Source organism: Aliarcobacter vitoriensis (assembly GCF_003316695.1).
Classification (GTDB): domain Bacteria; phylum Campylobacterota; class Campylobacteria; order Campylobacterales; family Arcobacteraceae; genus Aliarcobacter; species Aliarcobacter vitoriensis.
Map to the genome: position 1 here is coordinate 63542 of NZ_PDKB01000013.1, position 22452 is coordinate 85993.

The 22452-nt window shown below is 29.4% G+C and carries 23 protein-coding genes and 2 pseudogenes; all 25 read left to right on the top strand.

Annotated elements, in window-relative coordinates; translation table 11 throughout:
- Positions 1-216 precede the first annotated feature (216 nt).
- Entirely contained in the window at positions 217-1161 is a 945-nt protein-coding gene (locus tag CRU91_RS08250) for a sulfonate ABC transporter substrate-binding protein (RefSeq protein WP_113894755.1), read from the top strand.
- 12 nt (positions 1162-1173) lie between these two features.
- Positions 1174-2327, top strand: a pseudogene (gene ssuD, locus CRU91_RS08255) (FMNH2-dependent alkanesulfonate monooxygenase).
- Entirely contained in the window at positions 2311-3096 is a 786-nt protein-coding gene (locus tag CRU91_RS08260) for an ABC transporter permease subunit (RefSeq protein ID WP_113894756.1), read from the top strand. Before ssuD (CRU91_RS08255) ends, CRU91_RS08260 begins: the two are co-directional and overlap by 17 nt.
- Complete coding sequence (locus CRU91_RS08265; RefSeq protein ID WP_113894757.1) at positions 3093-3830, top strand: ATP-binding cassette domain-containing protein; 738 nt, start codon at positions 3093-3095, stop codon at positions 3828-3830. Before CRU91_RS08260 ends, CRU91_RS08265 begins: the two co-directional genes overlap by 4 nt.
- Positions 3831-3846: 16 nt before the next feature.
- Positions 3847-4704: an amidohydrolase family protein gene (locus CRU91_RS08270; protein WP_235826979.1), complete on the top strand. Its 858-nt coding sequence runs from the start codon at positions 3847-3849 to the stop codon at positions 4702-4704.
- 43 nt (positions 4705-4747) lie between these two features.
- A complete protein-coding gene (locus tag CRU91_RS08275) occupies positions 4748-5698 on the top strand; it encodes a sulfonate ABC transporter substrate-binding protein (protein ID WP_113894759.1) in 951 nt (316 codons plus the stop codon).
- 2 nt (positions 5699-5700) lie between these two features.
- Positions 5701-6861 carry an FMNH2-dependent alkanesulfonate monooxygenase gene (gene ssuD, locus CRU91_RS08280; protein WP_113894760.1) on the top strand — a complete coding sequence of 387 codons (1161 nt, stop codon included), beginning with the start codon at positions 5701-5703 and terminating at the stop codon, positions 6859-6861.
- Positions 6862-6885: 24 nt separating this feature from the next.
- On the top strand, positions 6886-7860 hold the full coding sequence (locus tag CRU91_RS08285; RefSeq protein ID WP_113894761.1) for an ABC transporter substrate-binding protein: 975 nt from the start codon (positions 6886-6888) through the stop codon (positions 7858-7860).
- Positions 7844-8605: an ABC transporter ATP-binding protein gene (locus CRU91_RS08290; RefSeq protein WP_113894762.1), complete on the top strand. Its 762-nt coding sequence runs from the start codon at positions 7844-7846 to the stop codon at positions 8603-8605. The genes CRU91_RS08285 and CRU91_RS08290 overlap by 17 nt, the downstream gene beginning before the upstream one ends.
- Before the next feature lie 9 nt (positions 8606-8614).
- Entirely contained in the window at positions 8615-9397 is a 783-nt protein-coding gene (locus CRU91_RS08295) for an ABC transporter permease (protein WP_113894763.1), read from the top strand.
- Between the two features lie 12 nt (positions 9398-9409).
- Entirely contained in the window at positions 9410-10627 is a 1218-nt protein-coding gene (locus CRU91_RS08300; protein WP_113894764.1) for a threonine synthase, read from the top strand.
- 184 nt (positions 10628-10811) lie between these two features.
- Entirely contained in the window at positions 10812-11975 is a 1164-nt protein-coding gene (locus CRU91_RS08305) for an ABC transporter substrate-binding protein (RefSeq protein ID WP_113894765.1), read from the top strand.
- A gap of 1 nt (position 11976) precedes the next feature.
- Positions 11977-12729 (top strand): ABC transporter permease, encoded by a 753-nt coding sequence (locus CRU91_RS08310; RefSeq protein WP_113894766.1) that lies wholly within the window; start codon positions 11977-11979, stop codon positions 12727-12729.
- 16 nt (positions 12730-12745) lie between these two features.
- Entirely contained in the window at positions 12746-13417 is a 672-nt protein-coding gene (locus CRU91_RS08315) for an ABC transporter ATP-binding protein (RefSeq protein WP_113894767.1), read from the top strand.
- 21 nt (positions 13418-13438) lie between these two features.
- Positions 13439-13948: an OsmC family protein gene (locus CRU91_RS08320; protein WP_113894768.1), complete on the top strand. Its 510-nt coding sequence runs from the start codon at positions 13439-13441 to the stop codon at positions 13946-13948.
- On the top strand, positions 13935-14999 hold the full coding sequence (locus tag CRU91_RS08325; RefSeq protein WP_113894769.1) for an acyl-CoA dehydrogenase family protein: 1065 nt from the start codon (positions 13935-13937) through the stop codon (positions 14997-14999). The genes CRU91_RS08320 and CRU91_RS08325 overlap by 14 nt, the downstream gene beginning before the upstream one ends.
- Before the next feature lie 322 nt (positions 15000-15321).
- The gene (locus CRU91_RS08330; protein WP_113894770.1) at positions 15322-16404 is read left to right on the top strand and encodes a sulfate ABC transporter substrate-binding protein; all 1083 of its coding nucleotides are present in this window, start codon (positions 15322-15324) and stop codon (positions 16402-16404) included.
- 15 nt (positions 16405-16419) lie between these two features.
- Positions 16420-17331, top strand: coding sequence for a PLP-dependent cysteine synthase family protein (locus tag CRU91_RS08335; protein WP_113894771.1), 912 nt, complete (start codon positions 16420-16422; stop codon positions 17329-17331).
- Positions 17328-17750, top strand: a complete 423-nt coding sequence (locus CRU91_RS08340; RefSeq protein ID WP_222718433.1) for a Mov34/MPN/PAD-1 family protein — start codon at positions 17328-17330, stop codon at positions 17748-17750. The genes CRU91_RS08335 and CRU91_RS08340 overlap by 4 nt, the downstream gene beginning before the upstream one ends.
- A 2-nt stretch (positions 17751-17752) precedes the next feature.
- The gene (locus tag CRU91_RS08345; protein WP_113894773.1) at positions 17753-18028 is read left to right on the top strand and encodes a MoaD/ThiS family protein; all 276 of its coding nucleotides are present in this window, start codon (positions 17753-17755) and stop codon (positions 18026-18028) included.
- A gap of 1 nt (position 18029) precedes the next feature.
- Positions 18030-19190, top strand: coding sequence for a molybdopterin-synthase adenylyltransferase MoeB (moeB, locus tag CRU91_RS08350; RefSeq protein ID WP_113894774.1), 1161 nt, complete (start codon positions 18030-18032; stop codon positions 19188-19190).
- 15 nt (positions 19191-19205) lie between these two features.
- On the top strand, positions 19206-20150 hold the full coding sequence (locus CRU91_RS08355) for a family 2A encapsulin nanocompartment shell protein (protein ID WP_113894775.1): 945 nt from the start codon (positions 19206-19208) through the stop codon (positions 20148-20150).
- Positions 20134-21570 (top strand): family 2A encapsulin nanocompartment cargo protein cysteine desulfurase, encoded by a 1437-nt coding sequence (locus CRU91_RS08360; RefSeq protein WP_113894776.1) that lies wholly within the window; start codon positions 20134-20136, stop codon positions 21568-21570. The genes CRU91_RS08355 and CRU91_RS08360 overlap by 17 nt, the downstream gene beginning before the upstream one ends.
- 9 nt (positions 21571-21579) lie before the next feature.
- On the top strand, positions 21580-22323 hold the full coding sequence (cysE, locus tag CRU91_RS08365) for a serine O-acetyltransferase (protein ID WP_113894777.1): 744 nt from the start codon (positions 21580-21582) through the stop codon (positions 22321-22323).
- A 15-nt stretch (positions 22324-22338) separates the two neighbouring features.
- Positions 22339-22452, top strand: a pseudogene (locus CRU91_RS12395) (cysteine synthase A); the annotation flags it as partial.

Below are 22452 nucleotides of genomic sequence, written 5' to 3' on the forward strand. Positions count from 1 at the left end.
TCTCTTGACAAAATATATTTTTATTAGTATTATTTCACCAATTTAGTAGATGATAATATAACTTAATAAATCATCTAAATCAGAAAGGATAAAAATGATGTGCGATATGTGTAGATATTCTAAAAATGTAGAATTAATTTAATGAAAGATTTGGTGAGATTTTTTTAAATCTTTAACTATCACACATTTAGTGTATATTATATTTAGGAAAAGTTTATGACAAAAATAGTTAAAAAGATATTTGCAGTATTAGCAATTATTCCAGTATTAGGTTTTGGAGCTTCAAAAGCTGAACAATTAAGAATAGGGTATCAAAAGTCAGATCCTGGGTTTGTATTGATAAAAGATTCTGGTGCTTTAGAAAAGAGATTAGAGTCAATTGGAGTAAAAGTATCTTGGATAGAATTTCCAGCAGGGCCTCAACTACTTGAAGGTTTAAATGTTGGAAGTATTGATTTAGGGACAGTTGGAGAAACACCACCAATATTTGCACAAGCAGCAAATGCAAAAATTAAATATATAGCTTACAAAACAGGTTTTCCAAAATCTGAAGCAATTTTAGTTCAAAAAGATTCACCTATTAAAACAGTTGCAGATTTAAAAGGTAAAAAAGTCGCTTTGAATAAAGGCTCAAATGTTCACTATTTATTAGTAAAAGCTTTAGAAGAAGCTGGTTTAAAATATAGTGATATTCAACCAATATTCTTACCACCAGCAGATGCAAGAGCAGCTTTTGAAAAAGGAAGTGTTGATGCTTGGGTAATTTGGGATCCATTTTTTGCAGCAGCAGAGTTAAAAATTGGTGCTAAAAATTTAAAAGATGGTGTAAATTTGGTAAATAATTACCAATTTTATTTAGTTGAAGAGAGTTATATTAAGAATAAAGAAGTTTTAGATATTGTTCTTGAAGAGATAAAAAAAGTTGATGAATATCTTACAAAAGAGCCTTTGAAAACGGCTGAAACTCTTTCTAAAGTAAATGGTTTAGAAGTTGATGCACTTGAACTTTCACACAAAAGAGCAGTATTTCAAACACAATATTTAACACCTAAAGTTGTAAAAGACCAACAAGAAATCGCTAATACATTTTATGATTTAAAACTTATTCCAAAAAAACTAGATATAAAAAGTGTTGTTTGGATACCTGAGAATAGTAAATAAGAAGGGTAACAAATGGCTTTAAATATATTTTGGTTTATACCTACATTTGGAGATAGTCAATACATAGGTGAAAAAACTGGTTCAAGAATAATTGACTTTAATTATTCAAAACAAATAGCTGTTGCTGCTGATAATTTAGGATTTGATGGAGTTTTAATTCCAACAGGAAGACTGTGTGAAGACCCTTGGGTTGTTGCTTCAAGTTTGATAAGTGTTACACAAAATTTAAAGTTTTTAGTAGCACTTAGACCAGGGCTTTTGCAACCATCATTAGCTGCTAGAATGACAGCAACTCTTGATAGATTTTCAAATGGAAGAGTAGCAATTAATTTAGTTGCTGGTGGAGATAAAACAGAACTTGAAGGTGATGGTTTGTATCAAAAACCAGAAGAAAGATATGAAGCAGCAGGAGAGTTTGTAGATGTTTGGAGAGATATTTTAAAAGCAAGTTATGAAAAAGAACTTGTAAATTTTGATGGAAAATATTATAAAACAACAAATGCAAAACTTTTATATCCTCCAGTTCAACGACCAAATCCACCATTGTTTTTTGGTGGTTCATCTGATGAAGCAAGAGAGTTAGCTGCTCAAAAAGTTGATTTATATATAACTTGGGGGGAGCGACCACAAGATGTTAAAGAGAAAATTGAAGACCTTAAAAAAGAGCTTCAAAATATGGAAGGACTTTAAGATTTGGAGTTAGACTTCATGTAATTGTAAGAGAAACGGAAGATGAAGCTTGGAGTGTAGCTGAAAAATTGATAAGTAAACTTGATGATGAAACAATAGAACAACATCACAAAGTTTTGGAAAAAAGAGAGTCAATTGGTCAAAAACGAATGACAGCTTTAACAAATGGTGGAAAATCAAGAACTAGAGAAGAACTTGAAATTAGCCCAAATTTATGGGCAGGAATAGGACTTGCTAGAGAAGGTTGTGCAACTGCACTCGTTGGAAGTCCTGAGATTATAGTTGAGAGAATAACTGAATATGCAAATATGGGAGTTGATACTTTTGTATTTTCTGGTTATCCACATCTTGAAGAAGCATATAAATTTGCAGAGTTAGTATTTCCTTTTTTGCCAGATAGAATAAAAAATAGTTTATCAAATATTGCAAAAGGTGAAACTTTTGGTGGAGTTTTAAACGATGAAACTCATAAATAAAATAAAGATAAGTTTAATTGACCATTTTATTGTTTGGTTAATTCCTGTTTTAGTTTTAGTTGTTTGGCAAATTGTAGTTCAAAGTGGTTGGTTATCTTCAAGAGTTATGCCAGCACCTCTTGATGTGATAAGTGCAGGGGTTACTCTTACAGCAAATGGAGAGTTAATTCATCACTTTTTGGTTAGTTTGCAAAGAGCATTGTTAGGATTAGTTATAGGTGGAAGTATTGGTTTTATTTTAGGATTTATTACTGGTTTATCAAAATTAGCAGAAAATTTACTTGATTCAACTATACAAATGATTAGAACAATTCCATTATTAGCTTTAGTTCCTTTGGTTATTTTGTGGTTTGGTATTGGGGAATTTAGTAAAATATTTTTACTAGCTTTAGCAGTATTCTTTCCTATTTACTTAAATACTTTTCATGGTTTAAGAAGTGTTGATAAGGATTTAATAGAGATGGGAAAAGTTTATGGATTGAGTCCTTATGGACTGTTTAAAAATATTATTTTACCAGGAGCAATGCCATCAATTTTAGTTGGGCTTAGAATGTCTTTGGGATTTATGTGGCTTTATTTGATTGTAGCTGAAACAATAGCTTCAAGTGAAGGAATAGGCTATATGACGATGAATGCAAGAGAATTTTTACAAACAGACATCATGGTTTTAGGAATTTTATTATATGCAGTTTTGGGAAAGATTTCGGATATTTTAGCTTCAATTTTAGAAAAAAAATATCTAAAATGGCATAAAGGTTATCAAAAATGAGTAATTTAAGTGGAATAGAAATAAAAACTAATAACTTAACGAAAAGTTTTGGTGATAGAGTTGTATTAAGTGATTTTAATTTAAAAGTTGATTCAGGCGAATTTGTATCAATTGTAGGAAGAAGTGGTTGTGGGAAAAGTACATTTTTAAGATTAGTTGGTGGACTTGAAAGGTTAAGTTCTGGAAAACTTCTTTTAGATGATAATGAAGCCTTAGGCGTAAATCCAAATACGAGAATAATGTTTCAAGATTCAAGATTACTTCCTTGGAAAACTGTAATAGAAAATGTAGCTTTGGGATTACCAAAAGAGTCTTATGATTTAGCAATAGATGCTTTAAAAGAAGTAGGGCTTGATACAAGAGCAAATGAGTGGCCATCAAATTTATCTGGTGGTCAAAAACAAAGAGTTGCATTAGCAAGAGCATTGGTTCATAAACCAAAGTTACTACTTCTTGATGAACCATTAGGTGCACTTGACGCACTAACTAGAATTGAGATGCAAATGTTGATTGAAAAAATTTGGCAAGAGCATAAATTTACAGTTTTACTTGTAACTCATGATGTTAGCGAAGCTGTTATTTTAGGTGATAGGGTTATTTTAATCGAAGATGGAAAAATCACTCTTGATTTAAAAATAGATTTACCAAGACAACGAGAGCGTGGAACTCAAGAATTTGCTAAATTAGAAGCAAATATATTATCAAGAGTTCTTGGTAATATGTACTATATCTAAAAATAAGGAGGAAAAGTTGAGTCAGTATAATGGAAAAATTATAGACTTTAGAAGTAGGCCTGCATTGTTGGGTGAATTTTATGGTTCAACACCAGGAACAAAAGGTTATGAAACTGCAAAATGGTTAAATAGAAGAGTTGGTTCAAAAGATGATGAACACTTTACTAAATCTTTTACTTTAGATGGTTATATAAAAGAGGTTAGAGATAGTGGTATAACAAATGCTGTTGTAATTGGTAGAGATACACCAGATTTATCAATTCCAAATGATGTAATCAAAGATATAACAGCTCCATATAAGGAACTTATAGGAATTGCATCAGTTGATCCTCAAACAAAAGGGATAGCCCAGACATTTGAAGAGATATATAGAGCAACTGAAACTTTAGGTTTAAAAGGGATAAATGTAGAACCAACTTTTGGAAAACCAGCAGTTTATTTTGATGATAAGGATTTTTTACCTGTATATGATTTATGTCAGAGTTTAAAAATTCCATTATTTATTATGAGTGGACCAACGACGCCAAATTTGGAACATACAAATCCTGCAGCAATTGGAAGAATTGCAAGAGAGTTTCCAAATTTAAAAATAGTAGTTTGTCACGGATGTTATCCTTATGTAAATGAGATGATAGGTGTTGCATTTAGATATGAAAATGTTTTTGTAGTACCTGATATGTATATATTTCAAGCAGGAAGTAAGCTTTTTGTAGAAGCAGCAAATGGTTTTTTTAAAGATCAACTTTTATTTGGGACATCGTATCCTTTTAGACCGATGAAACAAACAATAGAAGATTTTATAAAATTAGGTTTTAAAGATGAGATTTTGGACAATTTATTTTATAAAAATGCCCAACGAGTTTTAAGTCTTTAATATTCATACAGTTAGTGTATATTGTATTTTTCAAGGAGAAAAAATGAAAAATTTAGTTAGAAAAATTTTAGTTTTATTAGCAATTATTCCAATATTTGGATTTTCTGCAAATAAAGAAGATGTTTTAAGAATTGGTTTTCAAAAGTATGGAACTTTGATTTTATTAAAAGCAAGTGGTAATTTAGAAAAAAGATTAGAACCACTTGGTGTAAAAGTAACTTGGAATGAGTTTGCAGCAGGTCCTCAATTACTTGAAGGATTGAATGTTGGAAGTATTGATTTTGGAACAGTTGGTGAAACACCACCTATTTTTGCACAAGCAGCAAATGCAAAAATCAAATATATAGGATATGAACCTCCAGCTCCAAAAGGTGAAGCTATTATTGTTCCAAAAAATTCGCCTATTAATACAGTTGCAGATTTAAAAGGTAAAAAAGTTGTTTTAAATAAGGGCTCAAATGTACATTATTTATTAGTTAGAGCTTTAGAAAATGCAGGATTAAAATATAGTGATATAGAAACAGTATTTCTTGCCCCTGCAGATGCAAGAGCAGCTTTTGAAAAAGGAAGTGTTGATGCTTGGGTAATCTGGGATCCGTTTTATGCAGCAGCTCAAACAACTTTAGATGCAAAACTTGTACAAGATGGAACAAATACAGTAAATAATCATCAATTTTATCTAGCAGAAGAGAGTTATGCAGCAAGAAGACCAGATGTTGTTGCAATTATTTTTGATGAGCTAAAAAAAGTAAATGATTGGGCAATTTCAAAACCAAGTGAAGTAGCAGCTGCTTTATCTCCACTTACAGGATTAGATTTACTTACTTTAGAAAAAGCATTAGCAAGAGGTGGTTATGGAATAAATTACTTAAATGATGCAGTTATCAAAGAGCAACAAAAAATTGCAGATACATTTTATGATTTAAAATTAATTCCAAAAAAACTAGATATAAAAAGTGTTGTTTGGATTCCTGAAACTAAAAAAGGAAAATAAAAATGGCACTAAATATATTTTGGTTTATACCAACATTTGGAGATAACAGATACTTAGGTTCAAAAGACCAATCAAGAGTATCTGACTTTGATTATGTAAAACAAGTTGCAGTTGCAGCTGATACTTTGGGATATGATGGAGTTTTGATTCCTACAGGAAGGTCTTGTGAAGACCCTTTTGTAGTAGCTTCAAGTCTAATAGGTGTAACTTCAAAATTAAAATTTTTAGTTGCACTTAGACCAGGACTTTTACAACCAGCTTTAGCTGCAAGAATAGCTTCAACATTGGATAGATTTTCAAATGGAAGAGTTGCTTTCAATCTTGTTGCTGGTGGTGATAAAGATGAACTTGAAGGTGATGGATTATTTCAAGATTCAGATGAAAGATATGAAACAGCAGCTGAATTTGTAGATTTGTGGAAAGCTATTTTGAAAGCAAGTTATGAAAAAGAGCTTGTGAATTTTGATGGAAAACATTATAAAACAAAAAATGCAAAACTTTTATATCCTCCAGTTCAAAGACCACATCCTCCATTATTTTTTGGTGGAAGTTCACAAAAAGCTCATGAGTTAGCTGCTCAAAAAGTTGATTTATATATAACTTGGGGTGAAACTCCAAAAGCAGTTAAAGCAAAAATTGAAGATGTAAAAGAGAAAGCTTTAAAGTATGGAAGAAGTATAAAATTTGGAATTAGACTGCATGTAATAGTAAGAGATTCAGAAGAAGAAGCTTGGAGTGCTGCTGAAAAACTAATAAGTAAACTTGATGATGAAAAAATCAATGCTTCTCAAACTGCTTTACAAAAACTAGATTCTGAAGGTCAAAGATTAATGACAGCTTTAACTAATGGTGGAAAAGCTAGAACAAGAGAAGAACTTGAAATTAGTCCAAATTTATGGGCTGGAATTGGTTTAGTTCGTGGTGGTTGTGCAACTGCACTTGTAGGAAGTGCTGAAATTGTGGCTCAAAGAATACAAGAATATGTAGATTTAGGAATAGATACTTTTGTATTTTCTGGTTATCCACATCTTGAAGAATCTTTTAGATTTGCTGAACTAGTATTTCCACTCTTACCAAATAAAACAAAAGAAAAATTATCTGGACTTGTTCAATCTGGACCATTTGGTGGTGTAACAACTGAAGATACACCAAAAATAAAATAAAAAAATTAAAAAGGAAAAAAATAAATGAAAAGAATTAGCAAATTGACATCAATTTTATTACTGTTGGCTTCAAGCGCATTCGCAGAAGTTAAAGAGCTTGTTATAAGTAAACAATATGGAATATCATATTTACCTTTAATAATTTTAGAAGAACAAAAATTGATTGAAAAACATGCAAAAAAGCAAGGTTTAGGTGATGTAAAAGTTAATTGGGCTACTTTTGGAGGAGGATCAGTTGCAAATGATGCTTTATTATCAGGAAATGCTCACTTAGTTGCTGGAGGAAATGGTCCATTTTTAAGACTTTGGGATAAAACAAATGGTAAAGTTAAAGCTCTTTCAGCAATAAATGAATCACCAATAGTATTTGTATCAAATAATCCTGATGTAAAAACTGTAAAAGATTTAACATCAAAAGATAAAATAGCAGTTCCTTCTGTTAAAGTATCTGTACAATCTTTACTATTACAAATGGCAGTTGCAAAAGAGTTTGGTATAAAAGAATATGATAAATTTGATAATTTAACAGTTTCATTAAAACATCCAGATGCTTATTTAGCTGTAACTACTGGAAGTACAGAAGTAAATGGACATATTGGATTAGAGCCTTTTAGTACATTAGAGTTAGAAAATCCAAATGTACACCAAGTTTTTAATTCATTTGATGTTTTAGGTGGAGCTCATACTACAAATTTAATTTGGACAAGTGAAGATTTCTATAAAAATAATCCAAAATTATCAAAAATAATAGTTGAAGCATTAAATGAAGCAAATAAATTTATAAAAGAGAATCAAGATGAAGTTGTAAAATTATATTTATCATCAACTAAGTCAAAAGAATCACCAGAAATAATTGCTAAAGTATTAAAAAATACAACAGTTTATGATACTAAACCAAAAGCAAATATTACTCAATTCTCAGATTTTCTTTATGATATAGGTGCAATTAAACAAAAACCAAAAGATTGGAAGGAGTTATTTTTTGACGCAGTTAAATAAAGAAGACACCTTTTTATCGCTAGAAGACGTATCAATCTCTTATGAGATTGATGAGAAAAAGAGTTATAAGGCTATTGAGAATGTTGATTTTCAGATAAAACAGTTTGAAAGGTTGGTTCTTCTAGGTCCATCTGGTTGTGGAAAGTCTTCTTTACTAAAAGCAATTGGCGGGTTTATAAAACCAAGTCATGGAAGTATAAAGTTAAGGCAAAAAATTATTTCAAAACCAGGATTAGATAGAGCTTTTGTATTTCAAGAGTTTGATCAGCTTTTGGCTTGGAAAACAGTATTAGAAAATGTTTTATTCGCTTTAAGTGCTACAAAAAAGATAGATAAAAAAGATGCAACTATAAAAGCAAAAGAGTTTTTAAAAAAAGTAAATTTAAGTTCATTTAAAAATAACTATCCTCATCAACTTTCTGGTGGAATGAAGATGAGAGTAGCAATTGCAAGATGTTTAGCAATAGGAGCAGAAGTTATTTTGATGGATGAGCCTTTTGCATCTTTAGATGCAATTACTAGAAAAAAAATGCAAGATGATCTACTTGAACTTTGGAAAGATACGAAGTTTACAATGCTTTTTGTAACACATTCTATTGATGAGGCTATAAAACTTGGCTCTAAAATTATCATCTTTGGTACAAATCCTAGTCAAATATTAAAACAAATAGATGTAAATGAGTTTACATCAAAAGATGAAATCTCTAGCATAATGCATAAAAATCAAACAGAGTATTTTATTTAAGGAAAGAAGATGAAAATAAGTAAAAAAAGTAAATCAATAATTATTAAAAGTTTTCTTTTCGCAAGTTTAATACTACTTTGGGAAGTTTATGCAATAAAGCTAAATAATCCTTTGATGTTTCCTACATTTAGTGAAACAATAAAAGGTTTTTTTGAGGTTATTCAAAGTGGAGAGTTAATAAGTAGAATTTTAGCTTCATTAAAAGTTCAATTTATGGGATATGTAATAGGAATTGCTTTAGCAGGAGTTTTAACAATATTTGCAATTTCAACTAGATTTGGAGCATATTTATTAGAGTTATTAACTGCAGTTTTTAATCCATTACCTCCAATTGCATTATTACCTTTAGCATTATTATGGTTTGGACTTGGTTATGGAAGTATAGTTTTTGTGATTGTTCATGCTGTTCTTTGGCCAATTTCAATAAATATATATAGTGGATTTCAAGGTGTTAGTAATACTTTGAAAATGGTATCAAAAAACTATGAATTATCAACTTTTGAATATATCTTTAAAATTGCAATTCCAGCAGCTTTTCCAAGTATATTAACTGGACTTAGAGTTGGATGGGCATTTTCTTGGCGTACATTGATTGCTGCAGAGTTAGTTTTTGGAGTAAGTTCAGGAAATGGAGGAATAGGTTGGTTTATTTATGAGAAAAAAAATCAACTGGATATAAATTTAGTTTTTGCAGGTTTATTGACAATTATTTTCATAGGAATTATTACAGATATACTTTTTGGATACATAGAGAGAAAAACTGTAGTTAAATGGGGAATGAAAACAAAATGAAAAGGATAAAGTATGTATGTTAGTCACTTAGAGTGTCCAAAATGTAATACAAAATTTAATCATAAAGAGTTAAATCAGCTTTGTACTTCATGCCAAGCACCGCTTTTAGTAAGATATGATTTAAAAGCTGTAAAAGAGAATTTTAAAAAAGAGAGTTTATCTTCAAGAAGTTTTAATTTATGGAGATATAAAGAACTTTTACCAATAGAAGATGAAAAAAATATTGTCTCTTTAGGTGAAGTTATAACGCCTTTGATAAAGTTAGAAAAATTAGAAAAAAAATTGGGTTTAAAAAATTTATATTTAAAAGATGAAGGTTTCAATCCTGGTGGAAGTTTCAAATCAAGAGGTGCAGCTGTTGGAATTTCAAAAGCAAAAGAGTTAAATGTTGAAGCTTTTGCTATGCCTACAAATGGAAATGCAGGAGCTGCTTGGTCAATATATGCAGCACGTGCAGATATAAAAGCTTATATTGTTATGCCAGAAGATGCACCAACTATTACTAGAAATGAATGTGTTGTTTCTGGAGCAGAATTATTTTTGGTTGATGGTTTGATTAGTGATGCAGGAAAAATTGTAGCAAAAGCAATAAATAAATATAAATTTATGGATGCTTCAACACTAAAAGAGCCTTATAGAATTGAAGGTAAAAAGACTCTTGCGTTTGAAATAGCTGAACAATTTTCTTGGGAATTACCAGATGTTATTTTATATCCAACTGGTGGTGGAGTTGGATTAATAGGGATATATAAAGCACTTTTAGAGTTAAAAGAGATAGGTTTTATAAAAGGAAAATTACCAAGATTAGTTGCTGTTCAAGCTTCAAATTGTGCTCCAATCGTAAAAGCTTTTGAAGAAAAAAAGAGTGAATCAAAATTTTGGGAAAATGCAAATACGATAGCATTTGGAATAACTGTTCCAAAAGCAATAGGTGATTTTTTAGTACTTGAAGCTATTTATGAAACAAATGGTTGTGCAATTGCAATTAGTGATGAAGATATTTTAAAATATCAAGAGTTAATAGCAAAAGAAGAGGGATTGTTTATCTGTCCTGAAGGTGCAGCAACTTTAGCTGCAACTGAAGAGTTATATAAAAATGGTTGGATAAAAAAAGATGAAAAAGTAGTTTTATTAAATACTGGAAGTGGATTGAAATATCCAAATACAGTTAAATCAAATCCAATTATTTTAAAAGTTGATGAGGAGATAAATCTTGAAAAAGATTTATAAAAGAATAATCTTTTTTAAGATTAAAATATTTGGAAGAAGAAAAAAAATAGAAGGAAAAGAAAATTATTTCTCTTTACCAATTGGAAAAAAATATGGATTTATATATCTTTAAATATAAAAGGTGAGATTTGAAAAAATCTTTAACTATCATACATTTAATGTATCTAATATAAAAGGAAAAATAATGGATAGAAGAAGTTTTATGAAGCAAGCTTCATTATTTTCACTAACAGCAGCTTTACACTCTGGTTTGAATCTAAGAGCAGATACTGGTAAATATTTTGATGAAACTGTTAAAATAGGTTATTTACCTATTACAGATGCAAATTCACTATTGATAGCTCATGAAATAGGTTTATTTAAAGAAGAAGGTTTAAAATCTGAAAAACCTACTTTGCTAAGAGGATGGTCTCCTTTAGTTGAATCTTTTACTGCAAAGAAATTCAATGTGGTTCATTTACTTAAACCAATACCTATTTGGATGAGATTTGCTAACAATATACCAGTTAAAATTCCTGCTTGGGCTCATACAAATGGTTCAGCTTTTGTAGTGGGTAATCACAAAAATATAACTAGTGTAAAAGATTTAGGTGGAACTAATCTTGCTGTGCCATATTGGTATTCAATGCATAATATTATTTTGCAGAAATTATTAAAAGAACATGGTTTAACTCCTGTTATTCAAAATAAGGATATTCCTCTTAAACCAAATGAAGTAAATCTACAAATCTTACCCCCGCCTGAAATGCCTTTAGCTTTAGTTGCTAAAAAAATTGATGGTTATATTGTTGCAGAACCTTTTAATGCTTTTGGAGAATTAAAAGCAAATGCTACAATTCTTAGATTTACAGGAGATGTTTGGAAAAATCATCCTTGTTGTGCTGTAACTATGCATGAAGATATACTAAATGAACAACAAGAATGGAGTCAAAAAGTTATAAATGCAATTGTAAAAGCAGAAATCTTTATTTCAGAAAATAGAGTAGAGACAGCTAAAATATTATCTAATGATAAATCAGGTTTATTACCATTTGAATTTAAAGTTATTGATAGAGCAATGAATTTTTATGATAATCCAGTATATGCACAAATTGGAGCTAATAGAAATAAAGATATATGGAATAATCACAGAATAGATTTTGACCCTTATCCATATCCTAGTGCAACAGAGTACATAATAAATGCTATGAAAGATACACTAGTAGAAGGTAATTTGAAATTTTTGGACAATGTAGATCCAAAACAAGCGGTTAATGAAATTATTGATTATAGATATGTGACGAATGCAATAAATAAATTTTATAAAACACCACCACCATTCTCAAGAGAAGAGAAGCTAGATTTTTAATATGATAACTAATGTAAAATATAGCTTATTTGGGATTGTACTTCTAATACTTTTTTGGCAACTATTAGTAATGATAGGAACTGCAATAAATGACAATTATGTATATACTCAAATTACACCAGTAAATTCTATAGAGGCACTATGGAATTTACTCTTTGAAGTAAAATTTTATGAACATGTGTTTGCAAGTTTATATAGAATTATTTATGCATTATTGTTAGCTTTGCTAATAGGAATACCTATAGGATTGATTTACTCTAGTAATGAAAAGTTAAGAAAGATATTTTATTTACCATTTCAAATATTAAGAATGATATCTCCTTTATCATGGATGCCTATTGCAGTTTTAGTATATGATAGTTGGGATGGAGCAATTATTTTCTTGATAGTTATGGCTGCTGTATGGCCGATTATTTTTAATTTATCACAAGGTATGGCTAAAATTGATATAGGATGGATATATGTTGCAAAAAGTTTTAAAGCTAATTTATTTAACCAATTAAGATATGCTATTTTTCCATCGATTGCACAGGATTTAATAACAGGGCTAAGATTGGCATTAGGAGTATCTTGGGTTATTATTGTTCCAGCTGAATATTTAGGAGTAACTTCTGGCTTAGGTTATGCAATTAATGATGCAAGAGATACATTAAATTACTCTAAATTAGCAGCATTGATACTTGCTATTGGATTAATAGGATTTGCTATTGATTCTTTTTTACAAAAGTTAAGTAATAGATATAAATGGAATTAATAAAAGGAGTAAATAAATGGCAGAAAAACAAGTTATTTTAGGTTCAAAAAAACTTTATTATCAATATAATAATTCTAAAGAGCCTATTATTAATAATCTTAATTTTGAATTATATGCAGGTAGTAAGAGTGCAATAATTGGTCAAAGTGGTTGTGGAAAATCTACATTGCTTAAATTATTAGCTCCACTTATTCAACCAAAATCAGGTGAAATCTTTAATAATTCAAAGACAATGGGTTATATGTTTCAAGATGCTTACCTTTACCCTTGGTTAAGTGTTTATCAAAATGTTATTATTGGTCTTAAAATATTAAAAAAACCTATTATAAAAGAAGAAATTATTAAATTACTTGATTGGCTTGGTTTAAAAGAACATATAAATAAAAAAATGATTGAATTATCTGGTGGACAAAGACAAAGAGTATCATTAGCTAGAACATTGGCAATTTCTCCTGAAGTATTACTCTTGGATGAGCCATTTTCTAGCTTAGATCCTGATACTACAAGGATACTTTGTCAAGATATAAACGAATATTGTGCAAAAAATAAAGCAACTTTATTAATAGTAACTCACAATTATGAAGAGGCAAAAATTTTAGCTAATGATATTTATAGATTTAAAAGTACTTCTTGGGGAGTAACATATTTAGAATCTGTAAATAAAGAGTCTTTAACTTACATAATATAAATTAAATAAAAGGAATAAAAAATGTCATATAAAAAAATAGATTTAGAGGGATTAAAAGAATTACAAGTTAAAAGTAAAAATACTACTAATCCAATAAAAACGCTTAAATGTAGAACAGTTGCTGTAGAAAAATATAGACATGAAAACTATATAAGAGATTTAGATGCTCATATTATTGATGAACCACCTGTATTATTGGGTGATGATACAGCTCCAAATCCAAGTGAGGCTGTACTTGCTGCTTTAGGTAGTTGTATTGCAGTAGGAATTCAAGCTAACTTAGTAAATAGAGGAATTAACTTTACTAAAATTGAAGTAAAACTAGAAGGTGATATCGATATTAGTGCTGTATGGGGAACTGGTGAATTATCAGATAAAACTATTGGTTTTACTCATATTAGAGTACTTGTTGATTTAGAATCAGATTTAGATGAAAAACAAAGAGATGAGTTAATAGAACATGTATTAAATTACTCTCCTGTTACTGGTAGTTTGAGAAATCCAGTAGAGGTTAAGTATGTCGCAAAATAATTTAAACATTGATAATTTATTGGCAAAATTAGAGAAACAAGCTTCTGATATTGATATAAAAGGTATTTATCCAGAAGAGATAGTTAGAGAATTTGCAAAAATTGATGCTTATAAATTAGTTGATGACAATGGAGTATTTAATTTTGAATATGTAATAAATTTACATTCTCGTACAGCAGCAGTATGCTTAAATACTGCTTTTTGTATGTGGTGTCAAAGTGCTTGTGTTTGGTATTTACTAAATACTGAAAATACTTATTTAAAAGAAACATTTTTAAAAGATATTGTAGAAGGTAAAATTCTTGCTGGAACTGGACTTTCTAACTCTTTAAAAGCCTTTGCTAATTTTGAAGAAGTAAAATTAAAAGCTATTAAAACTGATGGTGGATATGTAGTTAATGGTTCATTACCATTTGTTTCAAATGTTCAAAAAGGTCATTATTTTGGAGCATTAATCCAAACTGATGATGGTTATATTGTTGGGCTTATTGATACAAATAATGAAGCCATATCAATACAAGATATTGATAATTTTTTTGCACTTAATGGGTCTGCAACTGTTAAAACAACTTTCAAAGATTATTTTTTAGAAGAAAAATTTTTAATAAGTGATAATGGGCAACAATTTATAGAAAAAATTAGACCAGGGTTCATACTTTTACAATTAGGAATGGCATTAGGAAATATTGATGGTTGTATTGAGGTAATTAAAAAAGAGTTAAAAAGAAAAGAATATCTGAATAATCCTATTTTTGAGGATAAATTAAGTTTATTTGAAAATAAAAGAAAAAAACTTTGTTTTGGTTTAGATGAATATTTTACTACACCTTATATAAATCAAGTAGAAGAATTAAAAAAGATTCTTAAAGTTAGATTGGATGGAGCTTTGTTATCTCAAGAAGTTAGTAATGAAGCATTATTATGTAGTGGTGGTAGTCGTGGATACTTTGAAAAATCAAATGCATTTCGTAAACTTAGAGAAAGTTACTTTATCGCTGTTGTGACACCTTCTATTAAACATTTACAAATATTACTCTCTTCTTTAAAGTAAGATTTTATTGAAAAAAGGAGATGAAATCATTTTCCTCCTTTTTTATATATTGTAAAGAAGTACGGTTTTACCGATAGTTTAATATAAAATCTTAAAATTTATTAAAAAACTCTTGACAAAAAATATTTTTATTGATATTATTTCACCAGTTTAGTAGGTGATAGATAAAATATTTTAAATAAATCACCTTAATATAAAGGATAAAAAATGATGTGCGACATGTGTAAAGTATATAAATCAAAAAATAGAAAATAGGTGAGATTTTTTTAAAATCTTTAATTATCATACATTTAGTGTATATTAAATTTAAAAAAGAGATAAAATGATAAAAAATATAAAAAACATAGCGTTAGCATCATTGCTAATATCAACATTAAGCTTTGCAGATAATTCAAATTATGATTATAAAGCAGAAGCAAATAAAAAGAGTATTGAGTTATTGAATGTGTCTTATGATCCAACAAGAGAGTTTTATGAAGAGTACAATAAAAACTTTGCAAAATATTGGCAAGAAAAATCTGGGCAAAAATTAACAATAAAACAGTCACATGGTGGTAGTGGAAAACAAGCAAGAGGAGTAATTGATGGTTTAAAAGCTGATGTTGTAACTTTAGCACTAGCTTATGATATTGATGCTATTAGCCAAAAAGCAAAACTATTTTCAGATGATTGGCAAAAAAAGTTAGAGTATAACTCTTCTCCATATACTTCAACTATAGTATTTTTAGTTAGAAAAGGGAATCCAAAAGGTATCAAAGATTGGAATGATTTAATAAAAGATGGTGTTGAAGTTATTACTCCAAATCCAAAAACATCTGGAGGTGCTAGATGGAATTATCTTGCAGCTTATGCCTATGGATTAAAACAAGAGTTAGGAACTTTAAATAATATTGATGTTAATTCACCAAAATATAAAGTAGCTGATGAAAAAGCAAAAGAGTATGTTTCAAAACTTTTAAAGCATGTTCCAGTTCTTGATTCAGGTGCAAGAGGAGCAACAAATACTTTTGTTCAAAGAAAAATTGGAGATGTTTTACTTGCTTGGGAAAATGAAGCATTTTTAGCAATAAATGAATTAGGAAAAGATGAGTTTGAAATAGTTGTTCCATCTGTTTCAATATTGGCTGAACCACCTGTAACTGTTGTAGAAAAAAATGCTTTACATAAAGGGACTTTAAATGTTTCAACAGAGTATTTAAAATATTTATATTCAAAAGATGGTCAAGAGTTAGCAGCAAAACACTATTATAGACCAAGTATTCCAGAACTTGTTAAGAAAGAAAATTTAGAAATATTTCCAAAGTTAGAGCTGTTTAAAATTGATGATGTTTTTGGAAGCTGGGCAAATGCACAAAAAACTCACTTTGATGATGGTGGAACATTCGATTTAATTTATAGTAAATAGATTAAAGGAATAACAGTGGCAAATAACACGATTTTAGATCTAGTTGGAAATACGCCACTAATAAAACTAAATCAAATAACAAAAGATTTAGAGGGTGTAAGTATTTATGCTAAAGCTGAATATTTAAACCCTAGTGGCTCTGTAAAAGATAGAGCTGCAAAGGGTATTATTTTGGAAGCAATAAAATCAAAGAAACTCACTCATGATAAGATTTTACTAGATAGTACAAGTGGAAATACAGGGATTGCTTATGCAATGTTTGGTGCAAATTTAGGTTATAAAGTTAGTGTAACTTTACCTAAAAATGCAAATTTTGAAAGAAAGAAAATTTTAAAAGCATTTGGTGCAACTATAATAGAAACAGATCCTCTTTTGAGTTCAGATGGAGCGTTAATAAAAGCAAAAGAGTTGGCACAAGAGAATCCAGAACTTTATTATTATACAAATCAGTATAACAATGAAGAAAATTGGAAAGCTCACTATAACACAACAGCTTTAGAAATTTGGGAACAAAGTGAAAACAAAATTACACATTTTGTTTCAGGTATGGGAACTTCTGGAACTTTTGTAGGTACATCAAGAAGATTAAAAGAGTTAAACCAAAATGTTAAAACTATTGCAATGCAACCATCTTCACCATTTCATGGGCTTGAAGGTATGAAGCATATGGCAACAACAATAGTTCCTGAAATTTATGATAGTTCATTGATTGATGAGACAATTTTAGTAGATACAGAAGATGCAAGAAAAATGGCATTGGAGCTGATAAGAAAAGAGGGGCTTTTTGTAGGTATTTCTTCAGGTGCTAATGTATATGCTAGTTTAGAATTAGCAAAAACATTACCAAAAGGAAGCATTGTAGTTACTATTTTATGTGATAGTGGATTTAAATATTTAAGCGATAGCTTATGGGAAGAAGATTTATGATAACAATAAGTAAAAATCTTATGGAACAAATCAATAAACATGCACAAAAAGACTATCCATACGAATGTTGTGGGATTCTTTTAGGTAAGTTTAATGATGGAAATAAAAGTGTTAGTGAAGTGATTGAAATAACAAATGAAAGAGAAGATGAGAATAAGCATAATAGGTATTTAATACCTTCAAAAAAGGTTTTAGAAACAGAACTTTATGCTATCAAAAATGGATTGGATATAGTCGGTTTTTACCATTCACATCCAAATCATAGTGCAACACCATCTCAATTTGATATAGATCATGCACTTCCTGTTTATACATATTTGATAGTTTCTGTATATGATGCAAAAGCAGTTGATTATACAGTTTCAACTCTATCAAATGATAGATTAAAATTTGAAAAAGAAGAAGTGATAAAGGAGTAAAAATGGCAAAAGTATATATACCAACAGCTTTAAGACTATTTACAAATGGACAATTTGAAATAGCTTTAACTGGTGAAAATATAAAAGATATTGTAGGAAATTTGGTAGATGAATATCAAGATTTAAAAAATCATCTATTTACAAGTGAAGGTAAATTAAGAAGTTTTGTAAATATATATTTAAATGAAGAGGATATTAGAACTTTAGATAATTTAGAAACAAAAGTTTATGAAGATGACAAAATAATTTTAGTTCCATCAATTGCTGGTGGATTATAAAATGGCACAAGATGATAAGAGTGATAGATTATCGCAAGAAGAGATAAGTCGATATAGCAGACATTTAATTTTACCAGAAGTTGGACTTGAAGGTCAGCTAAAACTCAAAAATTCAAAAGTTTTAGTTGTGGGGACAGGAGGTCTTGGTGCTCCTGTTATCCTGTACCTTGCAGCTGCTGGTGTTGGAACTATTGGAGTGATTGATTTTGATATTGTTGATGAATCAAATTTGCAAAGACAGATTATTCATACAACAAAAGATATAGGTCGTCCAAAGATTTCTTCAGCAAATGACAGAATAAAAGGGATAAATCCAAATGTTAAAGTTGTTTCATACAATGCAAAATTGACAAGTCAAAACTCTTTAGCAATTATAAAAGATTTTGATGTAGTTGTAGATGGAACTGATAATTTTCAAACAAGATATTTGATAAATGACTCTTGTGTGATTTTAGGAAAACCATTTGTTTATGGTTCTATTTTTAGATTTGAAGGGCAAATAAGTGTATTTAATGCTTATGGTGGACCTTGTTATAGATGTCTATATCCTGAACCACCACCAGTTGGGCTTGTTCCTTCTTGTGCTGAAGGTGGAGTTATTGGAGTTTTACCAGGGATTATTGGGACAATTCAGGCAAATGAGACAATAAAGTTAATTTTAGGAATAGGTGAAGTTTTAAAAGGAAGACTTTTAACTTTTGATGCGTTAGATATGCGATTTAGAGAGTTAAAACTGGCAAAAGACAAAAGTTGTCCAGTTTGTAGTGAGCATCCAGTGATTACAGAACTGATAGATTATGAAGAGTTTTGTGGATTAAAAGCACCAGATGAGAAAATAGCAATTGAAGAGATAAGTGCAATAGATTTGAAAAATCTGATAAATGAAAAAAGAGCTGTTCAATTGATAGATATTAGACAACCACACGAACTACAAATAGGAAAAATAGAGGGTTCAAAAGGAATACCTTTTGGTTCATTAGTACGAAGAAAAGAAGAGCTTGATAGTAGTAAAAAAGTTGTAGTAATATGTAAAATAGGGCTTTTAAGTGCTGAGGTTATAAGACAGTTAAAAGAAGCTGGATATGAAGGTGAAATCTATAGTCTGAAAGGTGGGATAACTTCTTGGGCAAACGATATAGACTATACAATGGCAAGATATTAAAAAAAGGGAAATAAAATGGCAGAAGAAAATAAAGTAGTAAGTTTAAGTGCAAAAGCAGCTTATAATTTGGTAGATGTTGTAAAGACAACACCAGTTTTTGATTCATTAACTCCAAGATGGGTTACAAGATTGCTTGATTGGAAATCTTTAGATAGCGGTATTTTTAGATTAAATAAAGTAAAAGAGGGAGATACTCCTCTTGATACTTTATGTTCACAAAAAATTCATAATAAAATTCCAGAAGGATTTGTAGATTATGAAGAAAATCCTAGAGAATATCAATTAAACTCAATTCAAACAATTATAAATGTAAATACAAAAGTATCTGATTTATATAGCTCTCCAACACAACAAATTCAAGAGCAACTAAGACTTGCAATTGAGAGTTTAAAGGAAAGACAAGAGAGTGAATTGTTTAATAATGATGATTATGGATTGTTAAATAATATTGATGATTCACAAAGAGTTCAAAGCCGAACTGGAAGTCCAACACCTGATGATTTAGATGAGTTATTAACAAAAGTTTGGAAAGAACCATCATTTTTCTTAGCACATCCAAGAGCAATAGCTGCATTTGGAAGAGAAGCTACAAGAAGAGGAGTTCCACCAGCAACTGTAACTTTATTTGGAACATCATTTTTAACTTGGAGAGGAGTTCCTATTATTCCTACAAATAAACTATTTGTTGATGGATTAAAAGAGCCAAAATCAAAAGCTGGAAAAACTAATATTTTATTAGTTAGAACAGGTTATGAAAAACAAGGTGTTGTTGGACTATTCCAAAATAATTTACCAAATGAACAATCACGAGGATTATCTGTAAAATTCAGAGGAATAGATAATAATGGAGTTGGTTCATACCTTTTATCACTATATTGTTCAGCAGTGATTTTATCAAAAGATGCAATAGCAGTTTTAGAAGATGTAGATGTAGGAAACTACTATGATTACGCACAATAATTTACCAAATTTTGATGAAGAGTTCTTTAAAAATCAAATAGAAGTTTTAGCAAATCAGGCATTTCCTGAATTTAATAAAAATGGATTTGGTGAAGATTTTGACTATGAAAAAGTTATTCAAACAAATTTTTATGAGAATAAAGATATATCAAATTTTGAAACTTTTTCAAATATTCAAATAGTTCCACAAAATAACTCTTATGAGATATTTAATGTCGAAGCTATAAGAAAAGATTTTCCAGTTTTAAATGAAAAAGTAAGTGGTAATTATCCACTTATTTGGTTAGATAATGCAGCAACAACGCAAAAACCAAAAAGTGTAATAGATAGAATTAGTTACTTTTATGAACATGAAAATTCAAATATTCATCGAGGTGCTCACACATTAGCAGCAAGGGCAACTGATGCTTATGAAGAGGCTAGACAAAAAGTAGCAAGTTTTGTAAATGCACCTAGTCAAAATAATATTATTTTTGTAAGAGGTGCAACAGAAGCTATAAATTTGATTGCACATAGTTTTGGTAAATTTAACTTGCAAAAAGATGATGAGATAATAGTTTCAAATTTAGAACATCATGCAAATATTGTTCCTTGGCAAATATTAAGTCAAGAAGTAGGTGCAAAAATAAAAGTAATTCCTGTTGATAATGATGGACAAATTTTACTAAATGAGTTTGAAAGATTAATAACTCCTAAAACAAAAATAGTATCAATTGCTCATGTATCAAATGCTTTAGGAACAATTGTTCCAATAAAAAAAGTAGTAGAAATTGCTCATAGATATGGAGTAAAAGTTTTAATTGATGGTGCTCAAGCAATATCACATATAAAAGTTGATGTTCAAGATATTGATTGTGATTTTTATGTTTTTTCAGGACATAAGGTATTTGCTCCAACAGGAATTGGTGCGATTTATGCAAAAAAAGAGCTTTTAGATATTATGCAACCATATCAAGGTGGTGGAAATATGATAGCTGATGTTACTTTTGAAAAAACAGTTTATCAAGCTGCACCAAATAAATTTGAATCAGGTACAGGAAATATTGCTGATGCAGTAGGATTTGGAGCAGCAATTGATTATATTACTAAAATTGGAATTGAAAATATTTATAGATATGAACATGAACTTTTAGAGTATGCAATATCTAAAATGAGTGAAATTTCAGGTCTTAGGTTTATAGGAACAGCAAAAGAAAAAACAAGTGTTCTATCATTTGTTCTTGATGGATATGATACAACAAAAGTTGGAGAATATCTTACAAGTAAAGGAATAGCTTTAAGATTTGGACACCATTGTGCACAACCAATTTTAAGAAGATTTGGAGTTGAAACAACAGTTCGTCCATCTATTGCTTTTTACAATACAAAAGAAGAGATAGATTTTTTAGTTAAAACTATCAAAGAGTTTAAAAATAGTTAAGGATTTTTAATGCAAAAGAGTAGAAGTGCAAAATTAAATCTTTTTGATCAAATAAGAGAAGATTTTAATCTTCCAAAAAATAATGATCCTGCATTACATTCAAGATTAGAAATATTTTTTAATTATCCTGGTGTTTGGGCTATTATTAATTATAGAGTAGCGAATAGATTGTATTTAAAAGGATTTAAGAGATTAGCAAGAGTTTATAGTGGAATTAGCCAATTTTTAACAAATACTGATATTCACCCAGCTGCAACTATTGGGAGAAGGGTGTTTATTGACCATGGAATAGGTGTTGTTATTGGTGAAACTACTATTGTTGAAGATGATGTTTTAATCTATCAAGGTGTTACTTTAGGTGGAGTTAGTTTAAGTAAAGGGAAAAGACATCCAACGGTTAAAGCAAATAGTGTTATTGGAAGTGGAGCAAAAGTTTTAGGAGATATTACTATTGGTACAAGTAGTAAAATTGGAGCAAATTCAGTTGTAATAAATGATGTTCCAAGTTATTCAACGGCTGTTGGAATACCTGCAAATATTGTAAAAAGATATGATAAAGAAGGTAAATTTACTCATAGTGATTTACCTGATATTGATAAAGAAGCTTTTAGGTATTTAAACAAAAGAATTGAATTATTAGAAAAACTACTTGAAGAAAAAAATATAATAAATAGTGATACTATCGATAAATTACATAAAAGTCCGAAATCTGATTTATTAGATGGATATTTAATTGATGGTGCAGGAATTTAGAAAAAAGGATAAAAGATGAGATACGCGAAAAATGTAACAGAGTTAATAGGGAATACTCCTTTAGTAAAACTACAAAAAGCAAGTGAAGAAAGTGGAGCGACAGTATTAGGTAAATGTGAATTTATGAAC